At 38.0% G+C, this 26,468-nt stretch carries 16 protein-coding genes and 4 pseudogenes; 13 read left to right on the forward strand and 7 right to left on the reverse strand.

What is annotated here, in order from left to right; translation table 11 throughout:
• The first annotated feature begins 220 nt into the window (after nucleotides 1-220).
• Both JCM17102_RS00070 and JCM17102_RS25515 read left to right on the forward strand, forming a co-directional pair.
• On the forward strand, nucleotides 221-1,042 hold the full coding sequence (locus JCM17102_RS00070; RefSeq protein WP_025073478.1) for a helix-turn-helix domain-containing protein: 822 nt from the start codon (nucleotides 221-223) through the stop codon (nucleotides 1,040-1,042).
• 70 nt (nucleotides 1,043-1,112) lie between these two features.
• Nucleotides 1,113-3,838 (forward strand): annotated as a pseudogene (locus JCM17102_RS25515) (hybrid sensor histidine kinase/response regulator).
• Nucleotides 3,839-4,017: 179 nt separating this feature from the next.
• Here the strand turns inward: JCM17102_RS25515 and JCM17102_RS25520 are convergent.
• Together JCM17102_RS25520 and JCM17102_RS00085 are read right to left on the reverse strand one after the other, a co-directional pair.
• Nucleotides 4,018-5,729, reverse strand: a pseudogene (locus tag JCM17102_RS25520) (alpha-L-rhamnosidase-related protein).
• 189 nt (nucleotides 5,730-5,918) lie between these two features.
• Nucleotides 5,919-6,812: a helix-turn-helix domain-containing protein gene (locus tag JCM17102_RS00085; RefSeq protein WP_025073479.1), complete on the reverse strand. Its 894-nt coding sequence runs from the start codon at nucleotides 6,810-6,812 to the stop codon at nucleotides 5,919-5,921.
• A 157-nt stretch (nucleotides 6,813-6,969) separates the two neighbouring features.
• Between JCM17102_RS00085 and JCM17102_RS00090 the strand changes: the two genes are divergently transcribed.
• The 5 genes and pseudogenes from JCM17102_RS00090 (at nucleotide 6,970) to JCM17102_RS00110 (ending at nucleotide 12,887) form a co-directional block, all read left to right on the forward strand.
• Nucleotides 6,970-8,235, forward strand: coding sequence for a TolC family protein (locus JCM17102_RS00090; protein WP_033886380.1), 1,266 nt, complete (start codon nucleotides 6,970-6,972; stop codon nucleotides 8,233-8,235).
• A 15-nt stretch (nucleotides 8,236-8,250) separates the two neighbouring features.
• Nucleotides 8,251-9,153 (forward strand): HlyD family secretion protein, encoded by a 903-nt coding sequence (locus JCM17102_RS00095; RefSeq protein ID WP_025073481.1) that lies wholly within the window; start codon nucleotides 8,251-8,253, stop codon nucleotides 9,151-9,153.
• Nucleotides 9,154-9,166: 13 nt separating this feature from the next.
• Nucleotides 9,167-10,659 (forward strand): annotated as a pseudogene (locus JCM17102_RS25525) (ATP-binding cassette domain-containing protein).
• 3 nt (nucleotides 10,660-10,662) lie between these two features.
• Nucleotides 10,663-11,765 (forward strand): annotated as a pseudogene (locus JCM17102_RS25530) (ABC transporter permease).
• Between the two features lie 6 nt (nucleotides 11,766-11,771).
• Nucleotides 11,772-12,887 carry an ABC transporter permease gene (locus JCM17102_RS00110; RefSeq protein WP_025073482.1) on the forward strand — a complete coding sequence of 372 codons (1,116 nt, stop codon included), beginning with the start codon at nucleotides 11,772-11,774 and terminating at the stop codon, nucleotides 12,885-12,887.
• Between the two features lie 119 nt (nucleotides 12,888-13,006).
• On the opposite strand, the gene JCM17102_RS00115 is transcribed toward JCM17102_RS00110, so the two are convergent.
• From JCM17102_RS00115 to uvrB, 3 genes are all read right to left on the reverse strand, one after another.
• Nucleotides 13,007-13,435 carry an Hsp20/alpha crystallin family protein gene (locus JCM17102_RS00115; protein ID WP_025073483.1) on the reverse strand — a complete coding sequence of 143 codons (429 nt, stop codon included), beginning with the start codon at nucleotides 13,433-13,435 and terminating at the stop codon, nucleotides 13,007-13,009.
• A 266-nt stretch (nucleotides 13,436-13,701) separates the two neighbouring features.
• The gene (locus JCM17102_RS00120) at nucleotides 13,702-14,190 is read right to left on the reverse strand and encodes an alanyl-tRNA editing protein (protein WP_025073484.1); all 489 of its coding nucleotides are present in this window, start codon (nucleotides 14,188-14,190) and stop codon (nucleotides 13,702-13,704) included.
• A gap of 672 nt (nucleotides 14,191-14,862) precedes the next feature.
• Nucleotides 14,863-16,896, reverse strand: coding sequence for an excinuclease ABC subunit UvrB (gene uvrB / locus JCM17102_RS00125; RefSeq protein WP_025073485.1), 2,034 nt, complete (start codon nucleotides 16,894-16,896; stop codon nucleotides 14,863-14,865).
• 136 nt (nucleotides 16,897-17,032) lie between these two features.
• Between uvrB and JCM17102_RS00130 the strand changes: the two genes are divergently transcribed.
• The 5 genes from JCM17102_RS00130 to JCM17102_RS00150 all read left to right on the forward strand — a co-directional run bounded on the left by JCM17102_RS00130 (nucleotide 17,033) and on the right by JCM17102_RS00150 (nucleotide 20,683).
• Entirely contained in the window at nucleotides 17,033-18,331 is a 1,299-nt protein-coding gene (locus JCM17102_RS00130; RefSeq protein ID WP_025073486.1) for a phenylacetate--CoA ligase family protein, read from the forward strand.
• A 13-nt stretch (nucleotides 18,332-18,344) separates the two neighbouring features.
• Nucleotides 18,345-18,770 (forward strand): ACT domain-containing protein, encoded by a 426-nt coding sequence (locus JCM17102_RS00135; RefSeq protein ID WP_025073487.1) that lies wholly within the window; start codon nucleotides 18,345-18,347, stop codon nucleotides 18,768-18,770.
• Between the two features lie 201 nt (nucleotides 18,771-18,971).
• The gene (locus tag JCM17102_RS00140) at nucleotides 18,972-19,781 is read left to right on the forward strand and encodes an outer membrane protein assembly factor BamD (protein WP_025073488.1); all 810 of its coding nucleotides are present in this window, start codon (nucleotides 18,972-18,974) and stop codon (nucleotides 19,779-19,781) included.
• An 8-nt stretch (nucleotides 19,782-19,789) separates the two neighbouring features.
• On the forward strand, nucleotides 19,790-20,125 hold the full coding sequence (locus JCM17102_RS00145) for a DNA-directed RNA polymerase subunit omega (RefSeq protein WP_025073489.1): 336 nt from the start codon (nucleotides 19,790-19,792) through the stop codon (nucleotides 20,123-20,125).
• 105 nt (nucleotides 20,126-20,230) lie between these two features.
• Nucleotides 20,231-20,683, forward strand: coding sequence for a DUF4293 domain-containing protein (locus JCM17102_RS00150; protein WP_025073490.1), 453 nt, complete (start codon nucleotides 20,231-20,233; stop codon nucleotides 20,681-20,683).
• A 136-nt stretch (nucleotides 20,684-20,819) separates the two neighbouring features.
• Here the strand turns inward: JCM17102_RS00150 and JCM17102_RS00155 are convergent, their stop codons facing one another.
• Together JCM17102_RS00155 and JCM17102_RS00160 are read right to left on the reverse strand one after the other, a co-directional pair.
• The gene (locus JCM17102_RS00155) at nucleotides 20,820-21,542 is read right to left on the reverse strand and encodes a porin family protein (RefSeq protein ID WP_025073491.1); all 723 of its coding nucleotides are present in this window, start codon (nucleotides 21,540-21,542) and stop codon (nucleotides 20,820-20,822) included.
• Nucleotides 21,543-21,545: 3 nt separating this feature from the next.
• Nucleotides 21,546-23,312: a LysM peptidoglycan-binding domain-containing protein gene (locus JCM17102_RS00160; RefSeq protein ID WP_025073492.1), complete on the reverse strand. Its 1,767-nt coding sequence runs from the start codon at nucleotides 23,310-23,312 to the stop codon at nucleotides 21,546-21,548.
• Nucleotides 23,313-23,469: 157 nt separating this feature from the next.
• Here JCM17102_RS00160 and uvrA point away from each other — a divergent pair, with 157 nt between their 5' ends.
• Nucleotides 23,470-26,295, forward strand: coding sequence for an excinuclease ABC subunit UvrA (uvrA, locus tag JCM17102_RS00165; protein WP_025073493.1), 2,826 nt, complete (start codon nucleotides 23,470-23,472; stop codon nucleotides 26,293-26,295).
• Nucleotides 26,296-26,468: the final 173 nt, after the last annotated feature.

Raw genomic sequence — 26,468 nt, forward strand, 5'->3', positions numbered from 1 at the left:
TCGTTTCGGCAGAGTTTTTCGTTTTTTATATATTTACCAGGTGTTTCTTGCATGGGAGAACATTTCTTTTATTTTACTTTTTTTAGTCAAATATAGCCTTAATACCCAAATTTGCTATTTGCGTTCAATTACAATCGTAAATAGTCTGTTTTAATAAGAATATTTTAAATTTGTGAATCAAATATTGATTTATACCAACTAAGACAAACATTAAATTTTGATGATATATACTGACATATCACATCTTCCTCTAAATAAACATGAAACATATCTAAAAGAAGGTTTCGGAGGATTATGTACAAGTGGGACTGCTGTTATAGAGATTTTTTCGGTCAGCCACCGGATATCCCCAAACGATATAGTTACTGTTTTACCGTTGCAATTGGCATCGATACGTGAGATAAGTGATGATTTTTCTATGATTTTTTTTAAGTTTGATAAGGTTTTGTTTATTGATATTATGAGTAGTCTGGGGAAAATAACCCCAGATTTCTTTTTCTATATGCGGAAAAATTTTCGGTATCACTTAACTAATGGTGAAGCTCAGAGGTTTCTTAGCTTTTGTGATATTATTAGATTCCGGAATAGTAGTGATGATCCTGCCTTTCGCGATGAAACTATATTGCACTTATTACGCATTTATTTCTGGGATTTTTACGTTTCTTTTTTAAAAGCAAATAATAACGATAACAACTCCTTTACAAATTCTAACAAAGAAAATATTGCTATTAAGTTTGCTATGCTGGTTGCTGAACATTATCGTAATCATCGTGAGATTTCTTTTTATGCTGCAGAATTATGTATATCACCTGCTTATCTGACTAAAGTAATTCAAGAAATGAATGGTCAGTCTCCACATGAGCTAATTGCTGATTATGTGATTATTGAGATAAAAAAATTACTGCGAAATCCACTTATTGATTTAAAAAATGTAACACAACAGACTAATTTTGCCAGTCAATCGTCGTTAAGTCGTTTTTTTCGTCAGCAGACTGGAATGTCTCCTTCGGAATACCGTCGTAGAATTCATGCTATACGGTGAAATTACCATTATAGCTTTAATATTGAATACTGAGTGATTATATTGTATTTAAATAAAAATATCATGTAACATGGAACAAAACAAAGAATTCCTTCACGAGAGTGATAAAGAGTGTTTTGAGGAAAAAATGTCAGAATTGTTGGCGGATCAAATCTTATTTCCGGAAAGTGTTTATGTTCGCTTACCAATAGGAATTGAAATATATGATAAGGAAGGTCTTCTGCGTGGTATCAATCATCGTGCATTGGAGATATATGGGGTGGATGATGCTTCTTCGGTGGTGGGAACGGTTAATCTTTTCAATAGTCCATACGTTGATGATAAACTTAGAGCGAGTATAAAATCCGGGGAGGAAATAACTTTGGAGTTTGAGTATGATTTTGACCGGATAAACAGAGAGTATTATTTTTCCCGTCATCAAAATACTATTATTTATGAGGTGAAGGTTGTTCCGATTCGTAATAAACATGAAGTTATTTTGGGGCATATGTTGCTTACTAATGATGTGACTGCTACAAAAGAAGCTGAGTTTCGTACAGAAGAAAGCAAGAAGAACTTAGAAATGGCTATGCAGGCTGCAAATATGTCTTCTTGGGTATATGACTTACAGAATAATGTGTTTGGCTCATTGTCTGGAGATACGATTGTTAAAGAAGGTATGAAGTTGGAAGATTTGAAAGGGATACTTCATATACAAGATTACGTTACATTGACGAAACTATTTGATCAGTTGATTGAAAGAAAAATAGAACAAGGTCAAATTACTTTACGAGCTATCAGTGGACAAGATGGGCCGTATCGTTATTATGAAAGTCGAATGCGATTATCATCTGAACATTTAGGTAAATTATTGATTATCGGAACACAGCTTGATGTGACAGAAAAAATAGAAATGGCGAAAAAGACACAAGAACTGATTACTAAGCGCGAATTAGCTATGAAAGTTAGTAGTATAGTTCATTGGGATTTTGATGTATCATCTCATACTTTTGAGTCTTTCAATGATCCGGTGAATGATTACGTATCGGACAGACATATAGTTTTGGAAGAGTATATGAATGTTATTCATCCTGAGGACCAGTCTATTGCTTGGGATGCTCTTCAATCTATGGTGATGGGCAAGGAGGTCAATATTGATTTTATATGTCGTATGCAAACCAAATATGATGACTCTTGGCAATATTGTAATATAATTGGCGTTCCATTTGAAAAGGATGATAATGGAAATGTGATTCGTTTTACGGGGCTTAGGCAGAATATTTCCAAGCAGCATCAATTGGATGAGGAGCTCAGAGAGCGTAGCTATAGAATGGAGCTGACATTCAAAACAGTCGGTATGTCTTATTGGGTTTTCGATTTGGATACTAGGAAGTTTCGTGCGTTCAATGATCCTGTTAGTGATTATAATTCGGAAAAAGAAATTTCACCGGAAGATTATTTGCTTGTTACATTTCCTAATGATGTAGACGTTGTTAGTGAGAATATTGATGGGATGATTCGGGGAATTAACAAGGAATTTAGCTTTCAGTACCGTTCTAGGACTAAATGGGATCAGGAGTGGCAGACTTATATTGTAACCGGAATTCCGGCGGAAAAGAATAAAAAAGGAGAAGTCACCCGATATATCGGTATTTCATATAATAATACGAAATGGGAAAACATGGCTAATGAATTGAAAGTTTTAAAAGAAAAAGCCGAACTCTCAGATCGAATAAAGTCTGCATTCTTAGCTAATATGAGCCATGAAATACGTACTCCTTTGAATGCTATAGTCGGATTCTCTGAATTGCTGGTGGACTGTGATGATCCGAACGATAAAAAAGAGTATATGGATATCATTGAATTTAATAATGAATTATTGCTTCGCTTGATTAATGATATTCTGGATCTTTCGAAGATTGAATCGGGGATTCTTGAACGTAAAAGGGAAAAGTTCAATTTGCGTAGAGTTTGTGGTGAATTATGTATTACAATTCAGCAAAAGATCACTAATCCGGATGTAGAATTTCGGGCGGCCTCAGGTCCGGATTGTCAAGTATTTCTGGATCCTAACCGACTTAAGCAGGTGTGGATGAACTTTTTGACTAATGCTGTGAAGTGTACCAGGGCAGGATATATCAGGATGGGATATTCTATTGAAAAAGGGGGAATACGTATTTATGTGGAAGATTCGGGAGTGGGTATTCCATATGAATTACAAGACAGAATATTTGGTCGGTTCCAAAAACTCAATGATTTTGCTCAGGGAACTGGGCTGGGGCTAGCTATTTCCAAAGCTATTGTAGAGGGGGCAAAAGGAGAAATAGGCTTTAATTCAGAACCGGGGGTGGGGTCTACTTTCTGGGCATGGATACCTTGTGAAATAGAGATGGTAGATAGTGGTGATGAAGGCGATTCCAGTTCTTCATTACAATTTGTTTTCAGGGATAAATTTGAAAATGAAAAAGACTTGAATATATTGCTTGCTGAAGACAATGACAGCAATTATATGTTGGTAAAAAGTATTCTTAAAGATTATCATCTCAATCGGGTATGTAATGGAATAGATGCTGTACGAAATGTTCTCGACGGAAAATATGATTTTGTCATTATGGATATGAAGATGCCGATTATGGAGGATTGGAAGCGACGCGTAAAATTCGTGAATTCAATTCTGGAATACCTATTATTGCGCTTACCGCCAACGCATTTGATTCAGATAGAGTGAGTGCTATGGAGGCCGGATGCAATGCGTTCCTTACAAAGCCTGTGAAAAAACATCAGTTGCTTGATTTGTTTGCAAGATATGGTGATTGATAGGAAATGGTTACATACGGGACAGTATTAGCTGTCCCGTTCTTTCGAATCAGTTACTTGAGGTTTTGTAAACCATAGAATATTCTTGACTTCTTCCCGTATCCGATAGTTATTCCTTTTTTGTGCTATAAATTTTATACCATATCCTTCTGTCTGTAAAATAATGGTGACAGGCTTATTTATTTGATAATTTTTACCCCTTTAGGAGCTTTTATCGTTGATTTGACAGAACCGTCGTTTCTTTGCTCATGGCGTATCTTGATGATCCCGTAGGAGTAGGGAATGTACCTTCTGCCCATTGCAGATCACCCAGATGAGGTTCTATTTTTACCACTTTACATCCTGGTTCTATCACTTTGACTCCCAACACATATTCGCTCAGATAAGAAGTGGGTCCCGAAGCCCAGCCATGACAGAAGCTGTGGCGATACCCTTTGTAGCAGTAGTTGCCATAACTTTTATGTACATCTACCTTACCTTCAGGGACTATTTCGTCAATGCGGGCGGCATTTTTTATCCATTCAATGTTGAAGTCTTCCCAAAATGAAGTCGCTCCTAAATCGAGCATTGCTCCCCAGAACTCGCGGATACGATCTAATGCATTGGTATAATCGCCTGCGGCAGCCATTGCTTTCAGCATATAATAACCGTAGAAAGTGGAAAAATTCTTAGAACCACCTATTGATAAAACTTCGTTGTTGGCTGTTTTCGGATCCATTAATCCCGATAAAGTCATCAAAGCGGCTGCCTGTTTTGAATGATTAGGATCTGGACGATAGGTACGTAATCGAGCAGCTGCATCTTCGCATTTCTTCGCCATTTCGTTGTCTTTGAGTATCGAAAATAGTTCTTTGCCACAATCCATTGTCTGTACCATTAATGCTTGTAATCCTGCATCGACTCCTTTTTGATTTTCGCTGGATGGCCAATCCAAAAATCGCATTCCGTCTAATGTTTCTTTTCCGTTTGCATCTATTTTGGTCAATAGATGGTTTATAAGTTGTGTCAGGTAAGTTTTTTGTTCTTTCAAGTAATCTAAATTACCTTGATAAAAATACCAGTCGCGATGAATAATGATCCACCACAAAGAATACGAGCTGATACCGTTCATCCATGCAGGAACAGGGGTAGCATCGCGAATCAGGTCAAGGCTCTTAGGAACAACCTCATTGTAACCGAATACGGTATTGACAGTCATTATTTCCGGATGTAAGTCACCCACCCATACCAGGCGATCTCGCTTGATGGCATCCCACAGGTATTCTTGCATATTGAGATGCACTGTATATGCTCCGGTCATCCAAATTTTGTTTAATCGTTCGTCATTGCAACGGAATGAACCTAAATAAGGGATATCACGATAATTAAAAATGGCGAGTACCTCTTTTAATTGCAGCTCAACATCAGTGTCAAGTAAATCGATACGTACAAAGCGGAATCCTGAATTACCAACCTCCAATACACCTAGCCAAGGAAGTTTGAGCTCAAAATCGCGCATAGCATGATCGTTGCTTGCACCATTTTTACCATCAATATCACACATGGCTTCGCTTACCGATTCGCCAAAACGAATTCGTACGCGAATAGGCTTGTTATTGGGAGATTGTCCTGTAACGATCTGAATTCCTCCTTGCAATTCTCGTCCGAAATCAAGCAAGATAGAGGCTGTATCGGTATTTGTACTGCGCATACGGCAGACATTTTCGCTGCCTAAAATGGATTGTCTGATGCCAGGACGCATTAGATTCTGCTCATCGCTGACTTGTGCAGTTGTATGGTTGGTTTTCCAAACAATACGAGTGGGGGATATATAGCTTCGTGTACGTGAATCTTGTTGTATAGATGTGTCTTTCCATACAGGTGGGAGTTGATGTTTTTGGGCTATGCCCATTTGTGCTGAAATAAGCAAAATAACAATTAGATATAGATTTTTCATATAATAGAAATAATTTACTTGGATTGAACAAAGGTCTTCATTGTTGAATCGTTTAAACGGTGGCACAAATATAGAGAAATTTTTTAGATGAAAAAAGGTTAAGTGAAAACATTGATGTGAAGTCTGAAATTACTGTTGTGATACTTATTGTTTTTTCTGATATTCTTGTGGTGTCATCCCCGTCATTCTTTTAAAGAATTTGCAGAAAAAGGATGGATTAGGAAAATTTAATTCATCTGAGATTTGGTATACAAGAAGATCGCTATGTTTGAGTAAAATCTTGGCTTCCTGTATAATGGATTGATTGATCCAATCCATTATTGTTTGTTGGCTGGTTTGTCGAATAACAGTGTTCAGATAGCGGGGAGTAAGGCATAATTTGTCTGCATAAAAGCTGACATTCCTTTCCTTTTTACTGTATGTATTGACGAGAGAGATAAAGCGTTGGAAAATCTCTTCTTGGTGTGTTAGGTGTTTAGCTGTGTTTTGGGTATTACTTGCTATACATTTTATATTATATAAGAGACTTGCTACAAGATGCTGTATGACTTCACGACGAAAAATCGTTTCCTGTAATATATTCCATATTAATGTGAAATAACTTTCAATGCGAGTTTGCTCTTGCGGGGGTAATGTAAATAGAATATTATTAGGATACTGGGGGAGATGTATGAAAAAATCATCTTTACTGATGATAGGGAGAAAGTTATTATCAATAGCCATCATTTTCATATCGAGATCTGGAGATATTTTGATGGCTTCTATGATGGTATTGGGAGTAATAAGAGATATAGTGCCGGGTTCCAGTGTATATTCTATCAGGTTGATACGTACTTGTAAATATCCTTGTTTGATAAATGCTATTCGTCCTTCTTTCAAACGGTAAGGCTGTTCGAAGGTGAAAAGTTGAGATTCCATTTTGATGAAGCTATTGACAAAACCAAAATCAGAAGTAATGAAGCGAAATTCGTTGTGACGGACAATTTTTAGTTCTCCTAATAATTTTAGTCCTAATTCTACGGGTTCTTTTTTTTCCATTTTAATTTTGTCGTTTTCCTGCAAAGATAATAAATTGGGCTATATTTTTCTTTTTAATTCTGGTTTATCGAACTATTAGAACATATTTCCCAACTCTTGGAATGTGAAGCAATGCTTGAAACACCTATCTTTGTCTTTAGAAGAATTCATAGAAAATATGCGTATGAAAAAAATTATTTTTACTCTCTCTTTATTTGTTTGCGTATCGGGAATGTATGGGCAGGTGACGCTGGAGGAATGTCAGCGAAAAACACAGGACAACTATCCGTTGGTACGTCAATATGATTTGATTGAGAAAACACAGGAATATAATCTGGAGAATGCAGCTAAGGGTTATTTGCCGCAGTTTGCTCTTTCGGCAAAAGCGTCTTATCAGAGTGATGTGACCGAACTGCCGATAAAGATTCCAGGAGTGGATATAAAAGGAATGCCTAAAGACCAGTATCAGGTAATGGTGGAATTACAGCAAAATATCTGGGATGGTGGTGGAATCAAGATGCAAAAGAAGCAAGCGACTGCCGAAGCAGATGTAGAGAAAGAAAAACTGAGGGTAGATATGTATGCGTTGAATAACCGCGTGAACGATCTTTATTTCGGGATTCTTTTACTGGATGAGCAATTGAAACAGAATGCTTTATTGCAAGATGAACTGGAAAGGAATTTTCGGCAAATCAGTTCTTATTTTGAAAATGGAATTGCTAATCAGGCTGATTTGGATGCTGTGAAAGTGGAACAATTGAATACCAGACAGAAGAGAATAGAATTGTCTTTCTCCAGGGAGGCATATCTCAAGATGCTTTCTTTACTGACGGGTGAGGAACTTTCTCCGGAAACGACTTTGGAGAAACCTGTACCTGAAAAGATGGTAAATGCGGCCAGTGAGATTCACCGACCCGAATTATCATTGTTCGATGCTCAGACAACCGGATTGAATGTGCAGGAAAAAGCATTGAACGTCCGACATCTTCCGCGATTCGGATTATTTGTGCAGGGGGCTTATGGCAATCCGGGGCTGAATATGTTGAAAAATGAATTTTCACCCTATTATATAGCGGGGGTCCGGCTTTCGTGGAATTTCGGGAGTCTTTATACTTTAAAGAATGATCGTCGGGTGATTGAGAATAAACGGCAGCAATTGGGAAGTAATCGTGATGTATTCCTTTTTAATACCCGTTTGCAGGTAACGCAGCAAGATCAGGCTGTCCGTTCGGTGGAAAAGCAAATGCGGGATGATGATGAGATTATTCGTCTTCGTACTAATATTCGTCGTTCTGCTGAGGCAAAGGTAGCGAATGGTACATTGACAGTTACCGAAATGCTGAGGGAGCTGACGAATGAAAGTCTGGCAAGGCAAGCAAAGGTGATGCATGAGATTCAACGTTTGCAAGGTATCTATCAAATGAAATATATAACGAATCAATAATTAAAACTTTCGGATATGAAACGAATGGTAAAAATAGGTGTATGGGGAGTGGCGTTATTGCTAGTGTCAGCATGTGGAAACCGTTTGCCGGATTATGACGCAACTGGTACATTTGAAGCTACGGAGGTGATTGTTTCTGCTGAAGCATCGGGCAAGATACTTCAGTTGAAAGTGGAAGAGGGAACAAGGTTGAAAGTGGGAGAAGAAGTCGGTTTGGTAGATACGGTGCAATTGTATTTGAAAAAGTTACAGTTGGAAGCTAGTATGAAATCGGTAGAAAGCCAACGTCCGGATTTAGCCAAACAAATAGCAGCTACCAAACAGCAGATAGCTACGGCACAACGGGAAAAGAGACGAGTGGAAAGCTTATTGGCGGCAGGAGCTGCAAATCAGAAACAGTTGGATGATTGGGAGGCTCAGGTAGCTTTACTTGAACGGCAACTGGTCGCTCAGGAATCATCGTTGCGGAATAGCACGAATAGTTTAACGGAACAGGGTAACTCTGTTGCTATACAAATAGCTCAAGTTGATGACCAATTGAATAAATGTCATATTCTGTCACCGATTGATGGGACTGTGTTGGCTAAATATGCGGAAGCCGGTGAATTGGCGACTGTGGGGAAACCTTTATTTAAAGTTGGAGAGTTAGATCGAATGTATTTACGAGCTTACATCACTTCGGAACAATTATCATCTGTAAAGTTGGGTGATGAAGTGAGGGTGTATGCTGATTATGGAAATTCGGAGAGGAAGGAGTATTCTGGTGTGGTGACTTGGATCTCCGACCGTTCGGAATTTACTCCGAAGACTATTCTTACCCAAAATGAACGCGCCAATCTGGTATATGCTGTTAAGATTGCTGTGAAGAATGACGGATTATTGAAAATCGGTATGTACGGGGGAATAACTTTTAAGTAATGGATTATTGGTAATGCGTAAAGATAAAGTAGATTCGGTGGGTGCTGATAAATTCATAGTAACAGTAGAGCATGTCAGTAAAAACTACGGAAAGGTAGAGGCGTTGAAGGATGTTTCTTTTTCTGTGAAGCCGGGAGAAATCTTCGGGCTGATCGGTCCTGACGGTGCGGGAAAGAGTACGTTGTTTCGTATTCTGACTACTCTTTTGCTGGCTGATCGGGGAAAGGCAGTTGTGGATGGATTGGATATTGTGACGGATTATAAAGAGATTCGAACGAAAGTGGGATATATGCCCGGTCGTTTTTCGCTTTATCAGGATCTTTCGGTGGAAGAAAATCTAAAATTCTTTGCAACTGTATTTCATACGACGATTCAGGAGAACTATGATTTGGTTAAAGACATCTATCAACAGATTGAACCGTTCAAAAAACGTAGGCAGGTGCTTTGTCGGGTGGAATGAAGCAGAAGTTGGCATTGAGCTGCGCACTCATTCATAAACCTGATATTTTATTTCTGGATGAGCCAACTACAGGAGTTGATCCGGTGTCTCGTAAAGAGTTTTGGCAGATGTTGCGACACTTGTGCGATTTGGGGATTACGATTATTGCATCGACACCTATAATGGATGAAGCCCGACAGTGTGATCGGATCGCTTTTATTAATCATGGACAGATTCATGGTATTGATACCCCTGAAAAGATTCTCCAGCAGTTTGCCGCTATTCTTTGTCCGCCTCCTCTTGAGCGTGATGAACTTCGGGAGAAAGGGACTCCTGTAATCGAAGTCGATCAACTGACAAAGAGTTTTGGTCGTTTTACTGCTGTCGATCATATCTCTTTTCAGGTGAATCGGGGAGAAATATTTGGTTTTTTGGGAGCAAATGGGGCAGGAAAGACTACGGCAATGCGTATGCTTTGTGGGTTGAGTAAGCCTACGTCAGGAGTTGGAAAGGTAGGGGGCTTTGATATTTTCAGGGAAGCGGAGATGGTGAAGAAGCACATTGGATATATGAGCCAAAAGTTTTCTTTGTATGAAGATTTAAAAGTGTGGGAGAATATTCGACTTTTTGCAGGTATATATGGAATGAAGGATCAGGAGATTGAACAGAAGACAAATGAACTGTTGGAACGTCTCGGATTTTCTGCTGAACGAAATACGCTGGTGAAAAGTTTGCCTTTAGGGTGGAAACAGAAGCTGGCTTTTTCTGTGTCGATTTTCCATGAGCCGAAGATCGTCTTTTTGGATGAACCGACGGGAGGTGTAGATCCTGCTACCCGGAGGCAGTTCTGGGAATTAATTTATCAGGCAGCCGACCGAGGAATTACGGTATTTGTGACTACGCATTATATGGATGAAGCGGAGTATTGTAACCGGATTTCCATAATGGTGGACGGGCAAATAAAAGCTCTCGATACGCCTGCTAACTTGAAAAAGCAGTTTAATGCGGAAACAATGGATGATGTTTTCCAACAATTGGCCCGTCATGCGGTGCGTAATGCAGATTAAGTTATGAAACAGTTTATTGCTTTTGTCAGAAAAGAGTTTTATCATATTTTTCGTGATCGACGAACGATGTTGATTCTGCTTGGGATGCCGGTTATTCAGATCATTTTGTTTGGATTTGCTATTACTACGGAAGTGAAAAATGTACGATTGGCAGTGCTCGATCCTTCTAATGATGTCATGACGCGAAAGATTATAGATAAATTGGATGCCAGCGAATATTTTACTGTTACCCGCCGTTTTCACTCACCTCAAGAGATGGATCTTGCTTTTCGGAAGAATGTGGTGGATATGGCACTTGTTTTTGGGGAACATTTTACTGATGGATTGTATTCGGGGGATGCCCGTGTGCAGCTTGTAGTGGATGCAACTGATCCGAATATGTCTACAACTCAAATGAATTATGCGGCTGGAATTATTGCTGCGGCGGGACAGGAGATGTTGCCGCCGAATATTTCGATGGGACGTTTGACACCGGATATCAAACTATTGTATAATCCGCAGATGAAGAGTGCTTATAACTTTGTACCGGGAGTGATGGGATTAATTTTGATGTTAATATGTGCGATGATGACTTCCATTTCCATCGTTCGCGAGAAGGAGACAGGAACGATGGAAATATTATTAGTTTCTCCTGTAAAACCGCTGTTTGTCATTCTGGCAAAGGCAGTGCCTATTTTGTGCTTTCGTTTGTCAATTTGATTACTATTTTACTGTTGTCGGTGTTTGTATTGGATGTCCCGGTAGTAGGAAGTTTGTTTTGGCTGGTAATCGTCTCTTTGTTGTTTATCTTTGTGTCTCTGTCATTGGGATTACTGATTTCGTCCGTAACACGTACACAAGTGGCTGCTATGCTTGCTTCCGGATTGATATTGATGATGCCGACAATGGTATTGTCAGGGATGATTTTTCCGGTTGAAAGTATGCCGTTGGTTCTTCAAATCATATCGGATCTGATCCCTGCACACTGGTATATTCAGGCTGTGAGGAAGCTGATGATTGAGGGAGTGCCGATAATGCTGGTTTATAAGGAAATCGGTATTCTTTTGCTGATGGCGGTGGTGCTGATAACAGTTAGTTTTAAGAAGTTTAAATATAGATTGGAATAGAGTGTTATGATCAAGTTTCTATTGGAAAAAGAGTTTAAACAATTGCTTCGCAATTCTTTTTTACCGAAATTGATTCTTATCTTTCCCTGCATGATTATGCTGCTGATGCCTTGGGCTGTCAGTTTGGAGATTAAGAATATTCAGTTGAATATCGTTGATAATGATCATTCGGTTATCTCGCAACGATTGGTGAATAAGATTGCTGCTTCGACTTATTTCCGCTTGAAAGAGGTTCCGGCTTCGTATCAGGAGGGATTGACAAACATTGAGTCCGGTGAAGCTGATATTGTGATGGAGATTCCGCAAAATCTGGAACGGGATTGGATGAATGGAGAAGAAGCTCATATTCTGATTGCTGCCAACTCGGTGAATGGCATGAAGGGTGGCTTGGGAAGTTCTTATCTGGCTTCTATTATCAGTGACTATTCAACAGAGTTGCGTTCGGAATATCCGGATGCTGCATTTGTTTCCGGTGCTGTTCCGACCATTCGTATTGATACTTTGGGACTGTTTAATCCGAATTTGAATTATAAGCTTTATATGATTCCGGCATTAATGGCGATGTTATTAACGTTGCTTTGTGGTTTTCTGCCGGCTTTGAATATAGTTAGCGAGAAGGAGGTTGGAACGATTGAACAGATCAATGTTACTCCAGTGCCGAAGTTCATGTTTATCTTGGCTAAACTATTGCCATATTGGATCGTAGGATTTGTGGTATTAACTTTGTGTTTTATATTGGCTTGGTTACTGTATGGGGTTGTCCCTGTGGGGTACTTTATGGTGATTTATTGTTCTGCTATTCTTTTTGTCTTAGTAATGTCCGGCTTTGGGCTTGTCATTTCCAATTATTCTGCTACAATGCAGCAGTCTATGTTTGTGATGTTTTTTTTCTTATTGGTATTGATGCTGATGAGTGGTCTTTTTACACCGATCAGCAGTATGCCGGAGTGGGCTCAGATGATAACTATCTTTAATCCTTTGAAATATTTTATGGTTGCTATGCGAATGGTTTATCTGAAAGGAAGTAGTTTGGTAGAATTGTTGCCGCAACTGGGTGTATTGTTACTTTTTGCTGTTGTTTTCAATACTTGGGCGGTGTTGAGTTACCGGAAGAATCGATAGTAGGAACTTATAACTGAAATTTATTAGTGATGAGAATATATAAAACGCTCTTTCCTGTTGGCAGGATAGAGCCGTTTTTTATTACTGTCACCGTTTCCGGTGATTGATGGATTACAGTCTTATTTAACTTCGATTTGTTTTTCAGCTTTCTTGACTTCTTCTGCGGAAAGTTTTGGTAATTGCACATTCAATACACCATTTTCTACAGCAGCAGAAATCTTTTCTTTATCTACGTTGTCCGGTAGAATCATGGTTTGCTGGAACTTGGAATAAGAGAATTCGCGACGCAGATAACGGCCTTCTTTCTTCTCTTCTTTGTTCTCTGTCTTCTTCTCCATAGTGATGACGAGGTTGTTGTCTTCATCAATACGAACATTGAAGTCCTCTTTCGTCATGCCAGGAGCTGCCAGTTCTACTTTGTATTCTTTTTCTGTTTCAAATACATTGATAGCTGGTGCAGTAGCATTTGCTTTTACCATCCAATCGTTATCAAAGAAATCGTTAAAAATACTTGGTAACCAATTCTGAGTTCTTCTAACAGGCATCATAATTAAGTCTCCTATCTTTTAAGTTATACATTCTATTTATTCTGAACTTCGGATCTTTCACTTTCGTCGGTGGATCTTTTATTGTGATTCCTTTCGTCCGTTTCTTGAATCGTCGTTCACTTAATTTATTGCAAACTTGATGCCAATAGACTTTTGATTTTAGAATTGTCTATTTGTCATAATTATAATGCCAATTTTACCTGATTGGTGACAAAATGTATCTTAAATTTGTTTATTTTATATAAGATAGATATTAATTTGATAAATTATCTCTTCTCAATCAGTTTGAACCTTAGGCGCAGTGTTTTTCCGTTTTCATCATAATCATAACTGATAATTTTGAATGTTCCTATTTCAGAAGTATTAGAAACATGTGCACCAATACAAGCGCATGCGTCATAATCTCCGATGTGAACAATACGTAATGTTTCACTGGCATCAACCGGAAGTTTGCTGAGGTCTACAACGTCTTTAGCTTGTTCCTGTGTCATGAACTCTGCGGTTACCAGCAGATTTTGACTGATTACTTCATTTACTTTATTTTCTATAGCTTGAATTTCTTCTTGCATTGGGCAAACAGGAAGCTGATAGTCGCATTTACTCTTTTTACGTTCGATGTGTGCGTTGCGTGAACGGGGACATCCGAAGGTTCTTACCATTGTGGCATTTAATATATGCTCGACTGTGTGCATAGGTGCAATTGACACATCCTGAAACTTGGGACTTGGCTTATTTATTTCTATATTTGTTTCCATATAAGATTAATTAGATGGTTTAATATGGTTTAATATTGCAAAGATACTGGATTTTCTCAGAAGTTCTGTTTCTGCATTGCAAGCCTCTTCATATTTGTTTTCGCTGATTAGTATCTTGAAATCAACATATCATACATATTTCCTTGATAATCGGGAGTAAAGGAATAGCCGAAATAAACATGGCGTGTTTTTGCCGGGTGAGAAATGTACCATTCATTTCAAAACAATAAGAATGTAGGCTGATGATGATTCCTATGATGAGGACAGTGGTTATTCTTTTTATGGCATTTAGTTTTTAAAATATGATTCACAAAAATACCATTCTTTTTTAGGGTGACAAACGAACGGATATAAAAAAGGAGTACCGCTGTACTCCAACCTTTGTTAACCTTAAATCTAATACTATGAAAAACACATTGCAAATGTACGGACTTTTTTGAGATTAGCAAATAATATCAAACCTAACGGATGATTTTATAACACTAATTAAAAAGAAACACTTTCTATTCTATGTTTATTAAGAAAATATTAAAATAAAGTTGTTTATCATACTGTCATTATCCGGTTAAGATAGTGACAGTATGTTATAGACATGGTGACACCATCCGAGTTGGATTATGATGCTATTTTAGTGATAGCTTTTAGGGTTCTAAAAATAACAATAGAAAAAACTTATTCCCATTTTTCTTTCATTAAGTCTTCTAGTTTCAGTAATTCGTCACGATATTGAGCGGCTTCAATAAATTCGAGTTTTTTGGCTGCCTCTTGCATTAGTTTACGAGTACGTTCGATACTCTTTTCCATCTGTGCCTTGCTCATATATTGAACTACCGGATCTGCTGCAATGTTAGGGCTGCTAGGTTCAATATAAGCCTTACTTTCTTTGAGGAGAGTAGCTGATTCGGTAGTTGCATTGCCAAATACAGACAGATTTCGCGCTTTCTTGATTTGCTGTGGAGTAATTCCGTTTGCTTCGTTATAGGCTAACTGTTTTTCTCGTCTACGATTGGTTTCGTCAATAGTAAGCCGCATACTGTCTGTAATCTTATCGGCATACATAATGACTTTACCGTTCACATTACGGGCTGCACGTCCCGCTGTTTGTGTAAGTGAACGATGAGAACGGAGAAATCCTTCTTTGTCTGCATCGAGAATTGCTACAAGAGATACTTCAGGGAGGTCGAGTCCTTCCCGAAGCAGATTGACCCCAATCAGCACGTCATACACACCTTGGCGAAGATCATCCATGATTTTCACACGTTCTAATGTATCTACGTCACTATGTATATAATTACACCTTACATTATTATTAAGTAGATACTCTGTTAATTCCTCTGCCATACGTTTGGTGAGTGTAGTGACAAGTACCCGTTCCTCTTTTTCGATGCGTAATTGAATTTCCTCCATCAAATCATCGATCTGATTTAAACTGGGACGGACTTCTATAATCGGGTCGAGTAATCCGGTCGGACGGATAACCTGTTCTACAACGATACCTTCAGATTGAATAAGTTCATATTCGGCAGGAGTTGCACTGACGTATATTACTTGTTTAGCCATTGTTTCGAACTCTTCAAATTTCAGTGGCCGGTTATCCATAGCAGCTGGTAATCGGAAGCCATATTCTACCAGGTTGATTTTTCGTGCACGATCTCCGCCATACATTGCACGAATTTGAGGAACACTTACATGACTTTCGTCTATAACAATTAAAAAATCATCTGGGAAGAAATCGAGCAAACAGTAAGGACGAGTACCAGCGGCACGACCGTCGAAATAGCGCGAATAATTTTCAATACCGGAGCAATGGCCTAACTCCCGAATCATTTCCATATCATAGGTGACCCGTTCATACAAACGTTTGGCTTCATATTCTTTACCAATGGATTCAAAGTAGGCTACTTGCTTGGTCAGGTCATCTTCAATTTGGTGAATAGCTTGAAGAGTTGCTTCTTTGGTAGTCATGAACAAGTTGGCTGGATATATTTTATAGGCTTCAAACGGAGCAATAGTAACTCCTGTAATGTGATCTACCTCCTCTATGCCATCAATTTCGTCACCCCAGAAAGTAACACGAAGAAGATTATCTGTATAGGCAAGATAAATATCGACTGTGTCTCCTTTAACACGAAAATTTCCACGGCTTAGGTCGATATCATTACGTACGTAGAGACTATCTACCAGACGGCGAAGAAAGACATTGCGGTCAAGCATTCGTCCCCGTTCTATCTCAATTACATTTTTATAAAAATCCGACGGATTTCCCATACCATAAATACAAGAGACAGAGGATACGACTACCACATCTTTCCGTCCCGAGAGTAGAGCGGAGGTAGCAGCCAAACGAAGTTTATCTATTTCGTCATTAATAGCCAGATCTTTTTCTATATATGTATCTGAATTTGGTAAATAGGCTTCTGGTTGATAATAATCATAATAGGAAACATAATATTCTACAGCATTCTTAGGAAAGAACCCTTTAAACTCGCTGTATAATTGGGCAGCTAATGTTTTGTTATGACTCAAAATCAATGTTGGTTTATTGATCTGAGCGATAACATTGGCAATAGTAAATGTTTTTCCAGAGCCGGTAACACCTAATAAAGTCTGTGCAGGAACTCCTTGAAGTACCCCATCAGTCAGTTGAGCGATTGCTTCCGGTTGGTCCCCGGTAGGCTTGTAGGCAGATGTTAATTCAAAATTCATAGTTAAATCCTAAAAAGTGAAGCAATATTCGGGAAAATAATCGAGATATCAAATCATTTTTCCAAATAAATCCTTTACTTTGCAACATATTAATATCAAAAAACAGATTCATACAACTAGTAAATACCGGAAGAACATGATTTGGAATGAGAACATTGAGTGTATGGACCGCGAGAGTCTTCGAAAGATTCAAAGCATACGACTCAAGAAAATTGTAGACTACGTTTATCACAACACTCCTTTTTATCGGAAGAAAATGCAGGAATTGGGGATTACCCCTGATGATATCAAAAGTATTGATGATATTGTGAAACTTCCGTTTACTACAAAACATGATTTAAGAGATAATTATCCTTTCGGACTTTGTGCAGTGCCGATGAGTCAAATTGTACGTATTCATGCTTCTTCCGGTACAACGGGAAAACCAACTGTGGTAGGATATACTCGAAAAGATCTTTCTTCATGGGCAGAATGCATTTCGCGTGCTTTTACTGCTTATGGGGCAGGTCGTTCGGATATATTCCAAGTTTCTTATGGATATGGACTTTTCACAGGAGGACTAGGTGCTCATGCCGGAGCGGAAAATATTGGTGCATCAGTGATTCCGATGTCTAGTGGCAATACGGAAAAGCAGATTACGTTGATGCATGATTTTGGTTCAACTGTCTTATGTTGTACTCCGTCGTATGCACTTTATCTGGCAGATGCAATAAAAGACTCTGGTTTACCACGTGGAGAGTTTAATTTGAAGATAGGTGCTTTCGGTGCAGAGCCGTGGACGGAACATATGCGTCATGAAATCGAAGAAAAGTTGGGTATTAAGGCTTATGATATTTATGGCTTAAGTGAGATTGCGGGACCGGGAGTTGGTTATGAGTGTGAATGTCAGCGTGGCACACACTTGAATGAGGATCATTATTTCCCCGAAATAATTGATCCGAATACATTGCAATCGGTAGAACCTGGTCAAACAGGTGAATTGGTATTTACTCATCTGACTAAAGAAGGTATGCCATTATTGCGCTACCGTACGCGTGATTTAACCGCCCTGCACTATGATAAATGTTCTTGCGGACGTACATTAGTTCGTATGGATCGTATTCTGGGACGTAGTGATGATATGTTGATCATTCGTGGTGTGAATGTATTCCCGACTCAGATTGAATCTGTCATTCTTGAAATGGTGGAATTTGAGCCACATTATTTGTTAGTAATTGGTAGGGAGAATAATACTGATACCATGGAACTGCAGGTAGAAGTACGTTCGGATTTCTATTCTGACGAAATCAATAAGATGTTAGCTTTGAGGAAGAAACTGGCAGCTCGTTTGCAAAGTGTTCTTGGGCTTGGCGTCAATGTGAAGTTGGTAGAGCCACGTAGCATTGAACGTAGTGTGGGTAAAGCAAAACGAGTAATTGATAACAGAAAACTTTAATAATTCAACAACTATGGTAGCAAAACAACTTTCTATCTTTTTGGAGAACAAGTCCGGCCGTTTAACGGAGGTGACTGAAGTACTAGCGAGAGAAAATATCAATCTTTCTGCATTGTGTATCGCTGAAAATGCTGATTTTGGTATTTTACGCGGAATTGTATCTGATCCTGATAGAGCATATAAAGCATTGAAGGATAATCATTTTGCTGTTAATATAACAGATGTGGTCGGAATCAGTTGTCCTAATGTTCCGGGAGCTTTAGCAACAGTGTTAGGTTATTTGTCTGCAGAAGGAGTGTTTATTGAATATATGTATTCATTTGCCAACAATAATATTGCGAATGTCGTGATTCGTCCCAGCAATCTGGATAAATGCATCGAAGTTTTAAAAGAAAAGAAGGTCGATCTGTTAGCAGCAAGTGATTTGTATAAACTATAAATCAGAAAGTAGACAATAAGTAGCGAGTGGACTATGCTATCGGGTAAAAACGTAGCGTAGCCTGTTCGCTGTTTTTCGTTTATAGTTTGACGTTCTTTTTGTTCTTTTCGTCGATGTTTAACGCCTTTTTTGTATTAAAAAACATAGATTAATTGGTTAATTCCCTGCGAATACGTAACTTTGCGCATTATTTGAAATAGGATGAAGAAAAATATCATTATAACTTTACTTGCGGCAGCTGCTCTAACTTCTTGTGGAGAGTACAATAAATTATTGAAAAGTACTGACAACGATTATAAGTACGAAGCTGCTAAAAATTATTTTGCGAAAGGACAGTATAATCGTTCGGCTACTTTGTTGAATGAGTTAATCACAATCCTAAAAGGTACAGATAAAGCAGAGGAATCTCTTTATATGTTGGGAATGAGCTATTTTAATCAAAAAGATTATCAGACAGCTGCCCAAACATTTATCACTTATTTTACATCATATCCACGTGGTACTTTTACCGAATTGGCACGTTTTCATGCTGGTAAAGCATTATACCTTGATACTCCTGAGCCACGTTTGGATCAGACGAGTACTTATCAAGCTATTCAGCAGTTACAGATGTTCATGGAATATTTTCCAGAAAGCACAAAGAAGCAGGAAGCTCAGGATATGATTTTTGCTTTGCAGGATAAGTTGGTTTTAAAAGAACTGTACTCGGCAAAATTATATTATAATTTGGGTAATTATATGGGCAATAACTATGAGTCATGTGTTATCACAGCTCGGAATGCATTGAAGGATTACCCTTATACTGATTATCGCGAAGAACTCTCCATACTGATTTTGCGTGCTTTACACGAAATGGCTATATATAGTGTGGAAGATAAGAAGATGGATCGTTATCGTGAAACGGTTGATGAATATTATGGCTTTAAGAATGAATTCCCGGAAAGTAAATATCTGAAAGAAGCTGAGAAAATATTCAATGAATCACAAAAAGTAATTAAAGACCAAATTTAAATAGATTTATGGACTACAAAAAGACAAATGCTCCTGCTACGACGGTAACCCGTGATATGATGGAACTCTGTTCTGATACAGGGAATGTTTATGAAACTGTTGCCATTATTGGTAAACGCTCTAATCAGATTAGTGTGGAAATTAAGAATGATCTTTCTAAGAAATTGGCAGAGTTTGCTTCTTATTCTGATAATATGGAAGAAGTGTTTGAAAATAGAGAACAAATTGAGATTTCACGTTATTACGAGAAATTGCCTAAACCGACGTTGATTGCTACGCAAGAATACATCGAGGGAAAAATTTATTATAGAAATCCATCCAAGGAGAAGGAAAAACTTCAGTAATATATTTCCTGAAAAGAGATTGATAGTCAAGTAGTAAGCGGGAATTGTTTCCTTATTTCTTATTGCTTGGCTATTATTGTTTAATTTAACTACTATAGAATATTTATGATTCAACGGATTCAAACTGTTTATTTGTTAATTGTTACAGGGGTGCTGATTACAGCAATGTGCTTACCTATGGGATATTTTGTTGATGTTACCGGGGCAACGGGAGAATGTGCTTTTAAAGCTTTGGGGGTGGGTGTGAATGGAGCTTTTCACTCTACTTGGGGATTGTTCGGTATCCTAATGCTTAGCACAATAGTAGCTTTTGCAACTATATTTCTCTATAAGAATCGTATGCTGCAGATTCGTATGTCTATTTTTAACAGCTTGTTATTAGTAGGATATTATATTGCTTTTGCTGCATTCTATTTTGCTTTAAAGAATGATGTAAATTCTTTCCGGATTGGTTGGGCTTTGTGCTTACCACTTATTTCTATTATTCTTAATATATTAGCTATACGTGCCATTGGACGTGATGAGGTGATGGTAAAAGCTGCAGATCGATTGAGATAGTTTCTTGTGTTCTTTCAAGCAATCGATTAAAGAAAAAATCTTAGATTAAGAATAAATTTCAAATAAAAAAATGTGACCATTAACCCATCGAAAAGTTAGTGGTCACATTTTTATTTCATTGTATTAATAAAGTCTTTTATTTTTTCAAATCAAACAAGTAGGTAAGTTTCACTGTGATAGTACCATGTGCTGCACGTGAGAAATAGTCTTTCTTTGACGTGCTATAAAAGTCGGATAAAGCGAAATAATATCTTCCTTCAACCAGAAAGCTACCTGCTTTTTTAGTTCTTAGTTCTATTCCACCGCCACCGGCAATACCGTAATCGAATTTATTATCAAGCTTGCCACCATAGACCGCTTTCTGAGTATTTGTCAGAGAGTTCATATCTATATTTGTTGTTTTTTCTGATTCTCCTATCAAGAAACCGATTTGTGGACCTAAATTTAGAAAGAACTGCAATCCTTTTTCATTTCCAAATGCTAAATGGGCTAGAAAAGGGATATCGATATAATTCAATTTTCGAGTATATGCTCTGCTGGTATCTTTGACGGGTTCTCCGTTTTCTCCGGCTATCTCAAATAATTCATCCCAACCTCTTTGTGAAAAGTTTAATTCTACTTGTGCACCGCATATCATTGCAAAATACTTTTCGGAAATATAGCGTGCTGTTAATCCTCCGGTAATTCCCATCAAACTATTTTGTTTGATAGTAGGAGTAAAAGATGCACTATTTAAATTCACCCCTCCATTAAATCCGACAGAGAAGTTGTGACGAGCTTCACCTATTTGTGCACTTGCAGGAAAGATTAGTCCTACAAGTAATGAAGCAGTAATCAGACATGATTTTATCTTTATCATATACTATTCAAAATCAAGTTTTTCTAATTCAAAATTCTTGGTGAAATGGATGAAGAATACTTTCTTATTGATAAATCCTCCCCAATTATTAACTCGTTCGAATAAGAACCCTGTTTGTATTGGAGTCAGATTCATTTTAGGTAGATTATTTTCTAGCTCGGAGCCGAAACGCGATAATCCTTTTAAAAAGAAAAATCCGGTATCGAAGCCTAACATTGCATAATTGGGATACTTACTGGTAAGATCTTTACTATACCATTTGTGATAGGCATTAGTAAATTGTATAGCAGCAGGGAATAAGGTGTTCATATAGAACGATGAATAGAAATATACATCCAATTCAAAGAATTTTTCTAAATGATCAAGAGTATATGTTTGCCATTCTGGGTAGCCGAATAGGTGGACTCTCTGATCCGGAGCTTCCCTAACTAGCATAGTAAGTTGGGGTAGGGTTTTAATTAATAACACATTACTGCCGGATGTCGGAATGAATATATTTTCTTTGTCACTACGTAGTGCTGCTTTTAGAGTTTCTTTGGTATCATTTTCACTGACACTGTTCATGGAAATGCCTTTGCTCTTTAGTTCTTGTTTCAATCCTTTAATGAACTCTGCTTTATCTTTGTCTGGACTGGTAGGTTCAATGAAGATAACATGGGCATTGGGAAACTGGCGAGTGAAATGTTCATATACTTTCGAATATAAATAAGATTGAGGAGTGTTTATCTGGTAAATGGAAGGATTGTTGAATACTTCTTCACTGTTTTGAGAGAAAGGAATTACTAAACGAATATCGTTCTTTTGGGCAAAATCAGACAATGGCTTGATATGTTGTTGGTGCATTGGACCAAAAATAATATTCATTTTTTGCATTTCCTTCTTTGACAGTATATTGTTTATGGCAGAAGCATCTTTACCTGATTCATATACATACAGATCAATGGAAGTACCAGTACGTTTTAAGCTATCAATTGCCATCAGAAATCCTTCGTAATATTCTACCATACGTTTTTCCTCATGGAAAGGTAGAATTAAAGCTGCTTTTATAGTTGAGATTTCTTCTGGAGCCTCTTTTATTTTGTTGAATAATTCACTGTTACTTGGTGGAATCACATTCAAATCTTCTTTTTGAGTAGGCTCCAAAGTAACCGCATTTGGATAGGGAATGCAAAGGAATTGCCCTTTTTTCATACCTTCTTTTAGTTCAGGATTAGCGGCTATCAGTTCCTGTTCACTGATTCCATATTCACGACTTACACTAAAGATCGTTTCTTTACGTTTTACCTTGTGCATATCTTTACATCTAGACTGTACAGGTCCTTGAATGGCAGTTTGTTCAACAGGAGGTTGAATAGTGGAAGCAGTAGTCTTTTCTTCTTCTAAAGGAATTCGGATTACTTGACCTATGCGGAAATTTTCGGCACTAAGTCCGGGATTGGCATCACAAATTGCTTTGGCAGACACTTTATATAAAGTAGTAAGCTTATAAAGAGTTTCTCCAGCTTGAATGGTGTGAAATGTTTCCCCTTTCTGGCTAGCTTGTCCTTGTGGAATTTTAATAGTTTGTCCAGCATAAATTTTCTCTTCACATCCAGGATTCAATCGAATAATGTCTGTTGTGGTGACATTATACATTTTGGAAATAGAGTATAAATTCTGCCCTTTTTCAATGGTGTGCAAAATATAAGATTGGTTCTCTTGCGCATAACTTGTTACGTATGAAGCGCTTGCTAAAAGCAAAAGTATAAATATTCGACTTATCGGTTTCATCAATTAATTACTATTAGTTCTTGAAATCAAGGAACAAAGGTACGAATTATGACCTATATCTTTATAAGATTTGAGTTAAGAAAATAATATTGTGCTTTTTTAGGAGCATATTTCAGGCGGAAACATTAATTTTGCAACATTTATGAAGAAGATGAATATGCAAGAAACAGAATATATTAATGTGTATGGTGCACGGGTACACAACCTGAAAGATATTGATGCTGAGATTCCTCGTAATAGTTTGACAGTGATTACCGGATTGAGTGGAAGTGGGAAGTCTTCCCTCGCGTTCGATACAATTTTTGCAGAGGGACAACGTCGTTATATTGAGACTTTTTCCGCGTATGCACGTAATTTCCTGGGAAATTTGGAACGTCCGGATGTAGATAAGATTACAGGATTAAGTCCTGTAATTTCTATTGAACAGAAAACGACGAATAAGAATCCACGTTCTACGGTGGGGACTACAACGGAGATATATGATTATCTTCGTTTACTCTATGCCCGTGCAGGTATAGCCTATTCATATCTGTCAGGGGAAAAGATGGTGAAATATACGGAAGAGCAGATATTGGATCTTATTCTGAAAGATTATAAAGGCAAGAAAATATATTTGCTTGCTCCATTAGTTCGTTCACGTAAAGGACATTATAAGGAACTTTTTGAACAAGTCCGTAAGAAAGGGTACTTGTATGTACGTGTAGATGGGGAAGTGCGTGAAGTGACACATGGCATGAAACTTGATCGTTATAAAAATCACGATATCGAGGTTGTGATAGATAAGCTGATAGTTGCGGTTAAAGATGATAAGCGGTTGAAACAAAGTGTGGCGACTGCTATGCGGCAAGGAGATGGTTTGTTGATGATACTGGATGCTCAGACCGAAAGTGTTCGGCACTATAGCAAACGGTTGATGTGTCCTGTCACAGGACTGTCTTATCGTGAACCGGCTCCTCACAATTTCTCATTCAATTCTCCTCAGGGGGCATGTCCGAAATGTAAAGGATTGGGTGTCGTTAGTCAGATTGATATAGATAAGGTGATTCCTGATCGGGACTTGTCTATTTACGAAGGCGCGATTGCTCCATTGGGTAAATATAAAAATGCGATGATTTTTTGGCAAATAGGAGCTCTAATGGAGAAATATGAATCAAATTTGAAAACTCCTGTGAAAGAATTGCCGGATGATGCGATTGATGAGATCTTATATGGTTCTGATGAACGGATTAAGATAAAGAGTTCACTGATTGGAACTTCTTCTGATTATTTTGTGACCTATGAAGGTGTAGTGAAGTACATTCAGATGTTACAGGAGAAAGATGCTTCGGCTACAGCACAGAAGTGGGCGGAGCAGTTTGCCAAGACGACTGTTTGTCCTGAATGTAAAGGTGCTCGTCTGAATAAGGAGGCACTTCATTTTCGTATTCATAATAAGAATATTAATGAATTAGCTAACATGGATATCAACGAGTTGTATGACTGGCTAATGAATGTGGATGAGTCTCTGTCTGATAAACAAAAAAAGATAGCAGCTGAAATTCTAAAAGAAATTCGTACCCGTTTGAAATTCCTGTTAGATGTTGGATTGGATTATCTGGCTCTGAATCGTAGTTCGGTAAGTCTTTCGGGAGGTGAAAGCCAGCGTATCCGTTTGGCTACACAAATTGGTTCGCAGTTAGTTAATGTACTTTATATATTGGATGAGCCGAGTATCGGTTTGCACCAGCGCGACAACTTGCGTCTGATTAATTCTTTGAAAGAACTTCGTGATATGGGGAATTCTGTCATTGTGGTGGAACATGACAAAGATATGATGTTGGCAGCTGACTATGTCATTGATATGGGGCCAAAGGCTGGGCGTTTGGGTGGAGAAGTCGTATTTGCCGGAACTCCGCAAGAGATGGTGAAAACTGATACGATGACTTCCCAATATTTGAATGGGAGGATGAAGATAGAAGTTCCTGTCAAGAGAAGGAAGGGTAATGGAAAATCTCTGTGGTTGAAAGGGGCTAAAGGAAATAATCTAAAGAATGTAGATGTGGAATTTCCTTTGGGAAAATTAATTTGTGTAACGGGAGTTTCGGGAAGCGGCAAGTCTACGCTGATCAATGAGACCTTGCAACCTATTCTTTCGCAGAAATTCTATCGTTCTTTGCAGGATCCTTTGGAATATGATTCTATTGAAGGATTAGAAAATATTGATAAAGTTGTAAACGTTGATCAATCTCCGTTAGGGCGGACTCCACGTTCTAATCCGGCTACTTATACAGGTGTATTTTCAGATATTCGTAATTTGTTTGTCGGGTTACCAGAAGCAAAGATTCGTGGGTATAAACCGGGGCGTTTCTCTTTTAATGTGGTAGGCGGACGTTGTGAAGCTTGCTCGGGAAATGGTTATAAAACGATTGAAATGAACTTCTTGCCGGATGTGTATGTGCCTTGTGAGGTTTGTCATGGTAAACGTTATAATCGTGAAACGTTAGAAGTACGTTTCAAAGGGAAATCTATTGCTGATGTGCTGGATATGACTATTAATCGTGCAGTGGAGTTTTTTGAGAATGTTCCACAAATTCTGAATAAGATTAAAGTGTTGCAGGATGTCGGATTGGGATATATTAAGTTAGGGCAGTCGTCCACTACACTGTCTGGTGGAGAAAGTCAGCGTGTAAAGTTGGCAACTGAGCTGTCTAAACGTGATACTGGTAAAACATTATACATATTGGACGAACCTACAACCGGATTGCATTTTGAAGATATTCGTGTTCTAATGGGGGTCTTGAATAAGTTAGTTGATAAAGGAAATACAGTTATTGTTATTGAACATAATCTGGATGTTATTAAAATGGCGGATTATATTATAGATATGGGCCCCGAAGGTGGTAAAGGAGGAGGGAAGCTCCTGAGTTATGGAACCCCTGAAGAAGTTGCAAAAAGTCAGAAAGGATATACTCCAAAGTTTCTTCGCGAGGAACTTTCCTTATGATTATAAAGGAGTAGAAATGAAAAATGATAAGTGGGAAAGACTATTCAGATAGTGAGAATATGAATGAGCTAGGGCATACTTTTCAATATGAACAAGCCCTAATGATATTTCTTTCTTAAAAAATAATATATAAATAAAAAATGAATATGCTGATAAATAAGAAACGGTGCATT

The sequence above is a fragment of the Bacteroides faecichinchillae JCM 17102 genome, from assembly GCF_000614145.1.
Taxonomy (GTDB): Bacteria; Bacteroidota; Bacteroidia; order Bacteroidales; family Bacteroidaceae; genus Bacteroides; species Bacteroides faecichinchillae.

What these genes read in the sequence shown, in the direction of transcription:
- JCM17102_RS00150 (WP_025073490.1), top strand. Translation starts at nt 20,231, where the DNA reads ATGATTCAACGGATTCAAACTGTTTATTTGTTAATTGTTACAGGGGTG.
- JCM17102_RS00155 (WP_025073491.1), bottom strand. Translation starts at nt 21,542, where the DNA reads ATGATAAAGATAAAATCATGTCTGATTACTGCTTCATTACTTGTAGGA.
- JCM17102_RS00135 (WP_025073487.1), top strand. Translation starts at nt 18,345, where the DNA reads ATGGTAGCAAAACAACTTTCTATCTTTTTGGAGAACAAGTCCGGCCGT.
- JCM17102_RS00140 (WP_025073488.1), top strand. Translation starts at nt 18,972, where the DNA reads ATGAAGAAAAATATCATTATAACTTTACTTGCGGCAGCTGCTCTAACT.
- JCM17102_RS00120 (WP_025073484.1), bottom strand. Translation starts at nt 14,190, where the DNA reads ATGGAAACAAATATAGAAATAAATAAGCCAAGTCCCAAGTTTCAGGAT.
- uvrA (WP_025073493.1), top strand. Translation starts at nt 23,470, where the DNA reads ATGCAAGAAACAGAATATATTAATGTGTATGGTGCACGGGTACACAAC.
- JCM17102_RS00145 (WP_025073489.1), top strand. Translation starts at nt 19,790, where the DNA reads ATGGACTACAAAAAGACAAATGCTCCTGCTACGACGGTAACCCGTGAT.
- JCM17102_RS00115 (WP_025073483.1), bottom strand. Translation starts at nt 13,435, where the DNA reads ATGATGCCTGTTAGAAGAACTCAGAATTGGTTACCAAGTATTTTTAAC.
- JCM17102_RS00130 (WP_025073486.1), top strand. Translation starts at nt 17,033, where the DNA reads ATGATTTGGAATGAGAACATTGAGTGTATGGACCGCGAGAGTCTTCGA.
- uvrB (WP_025073485.1), bottom strand. Translation starts at nt 16,896, where the DNA reads ATGAATTTTGAATTAACATCTGCCTACAAGCCTACCGGGGACCAACCG.
- JCM17102_RS00160 (WP_025073492.1), bottom strand. Translation starts at nt 23,312, where the DNA reads ATGAAACCGATAAGTCGAATATTTATACTTTTGCTTTTAGCAAGCGCT.
- JCM17102_RS00095 (WP_025073481.1), top strand. Translation starts at nt 8,251, where the DNA reads ATGAAACGAATGGTAAAAATAGGTGTATGGGGAGTGGCGTTATTGCTA.
- JCM17102_RS00090 (WP_033886380.1), top strand. Translation starts at nt 6,970, where the DNA reads ATGCGTATGAAAAAAATTATTTTTACTCTCTCTTTATTTGTTTGCGTA.
- JCM17102_RS00085 (WP_025073479.1), bottom strand. Translation starts at nt 6,812, where the DNA reads ATGGAAAAAAAAGAACCCGTAGAATTAGGACTAAAATTATTAGGAGAA.
- JCM17102_RS00110 (WP_025073482.1), top strand. Translation starts at nt 11,772, where the DNA reads ATGATCAAGTTTCTATTGGAAAAAGAGTTTAAACAATTGCTTCGCAAT.
- JCM17102_RS00070 (WP_025073478.1), top strand. Translation starts at nt 221, where the DNA reads ATGATATATACTGACATATCACATCTTCCTCTAAATAAACATGAAACA.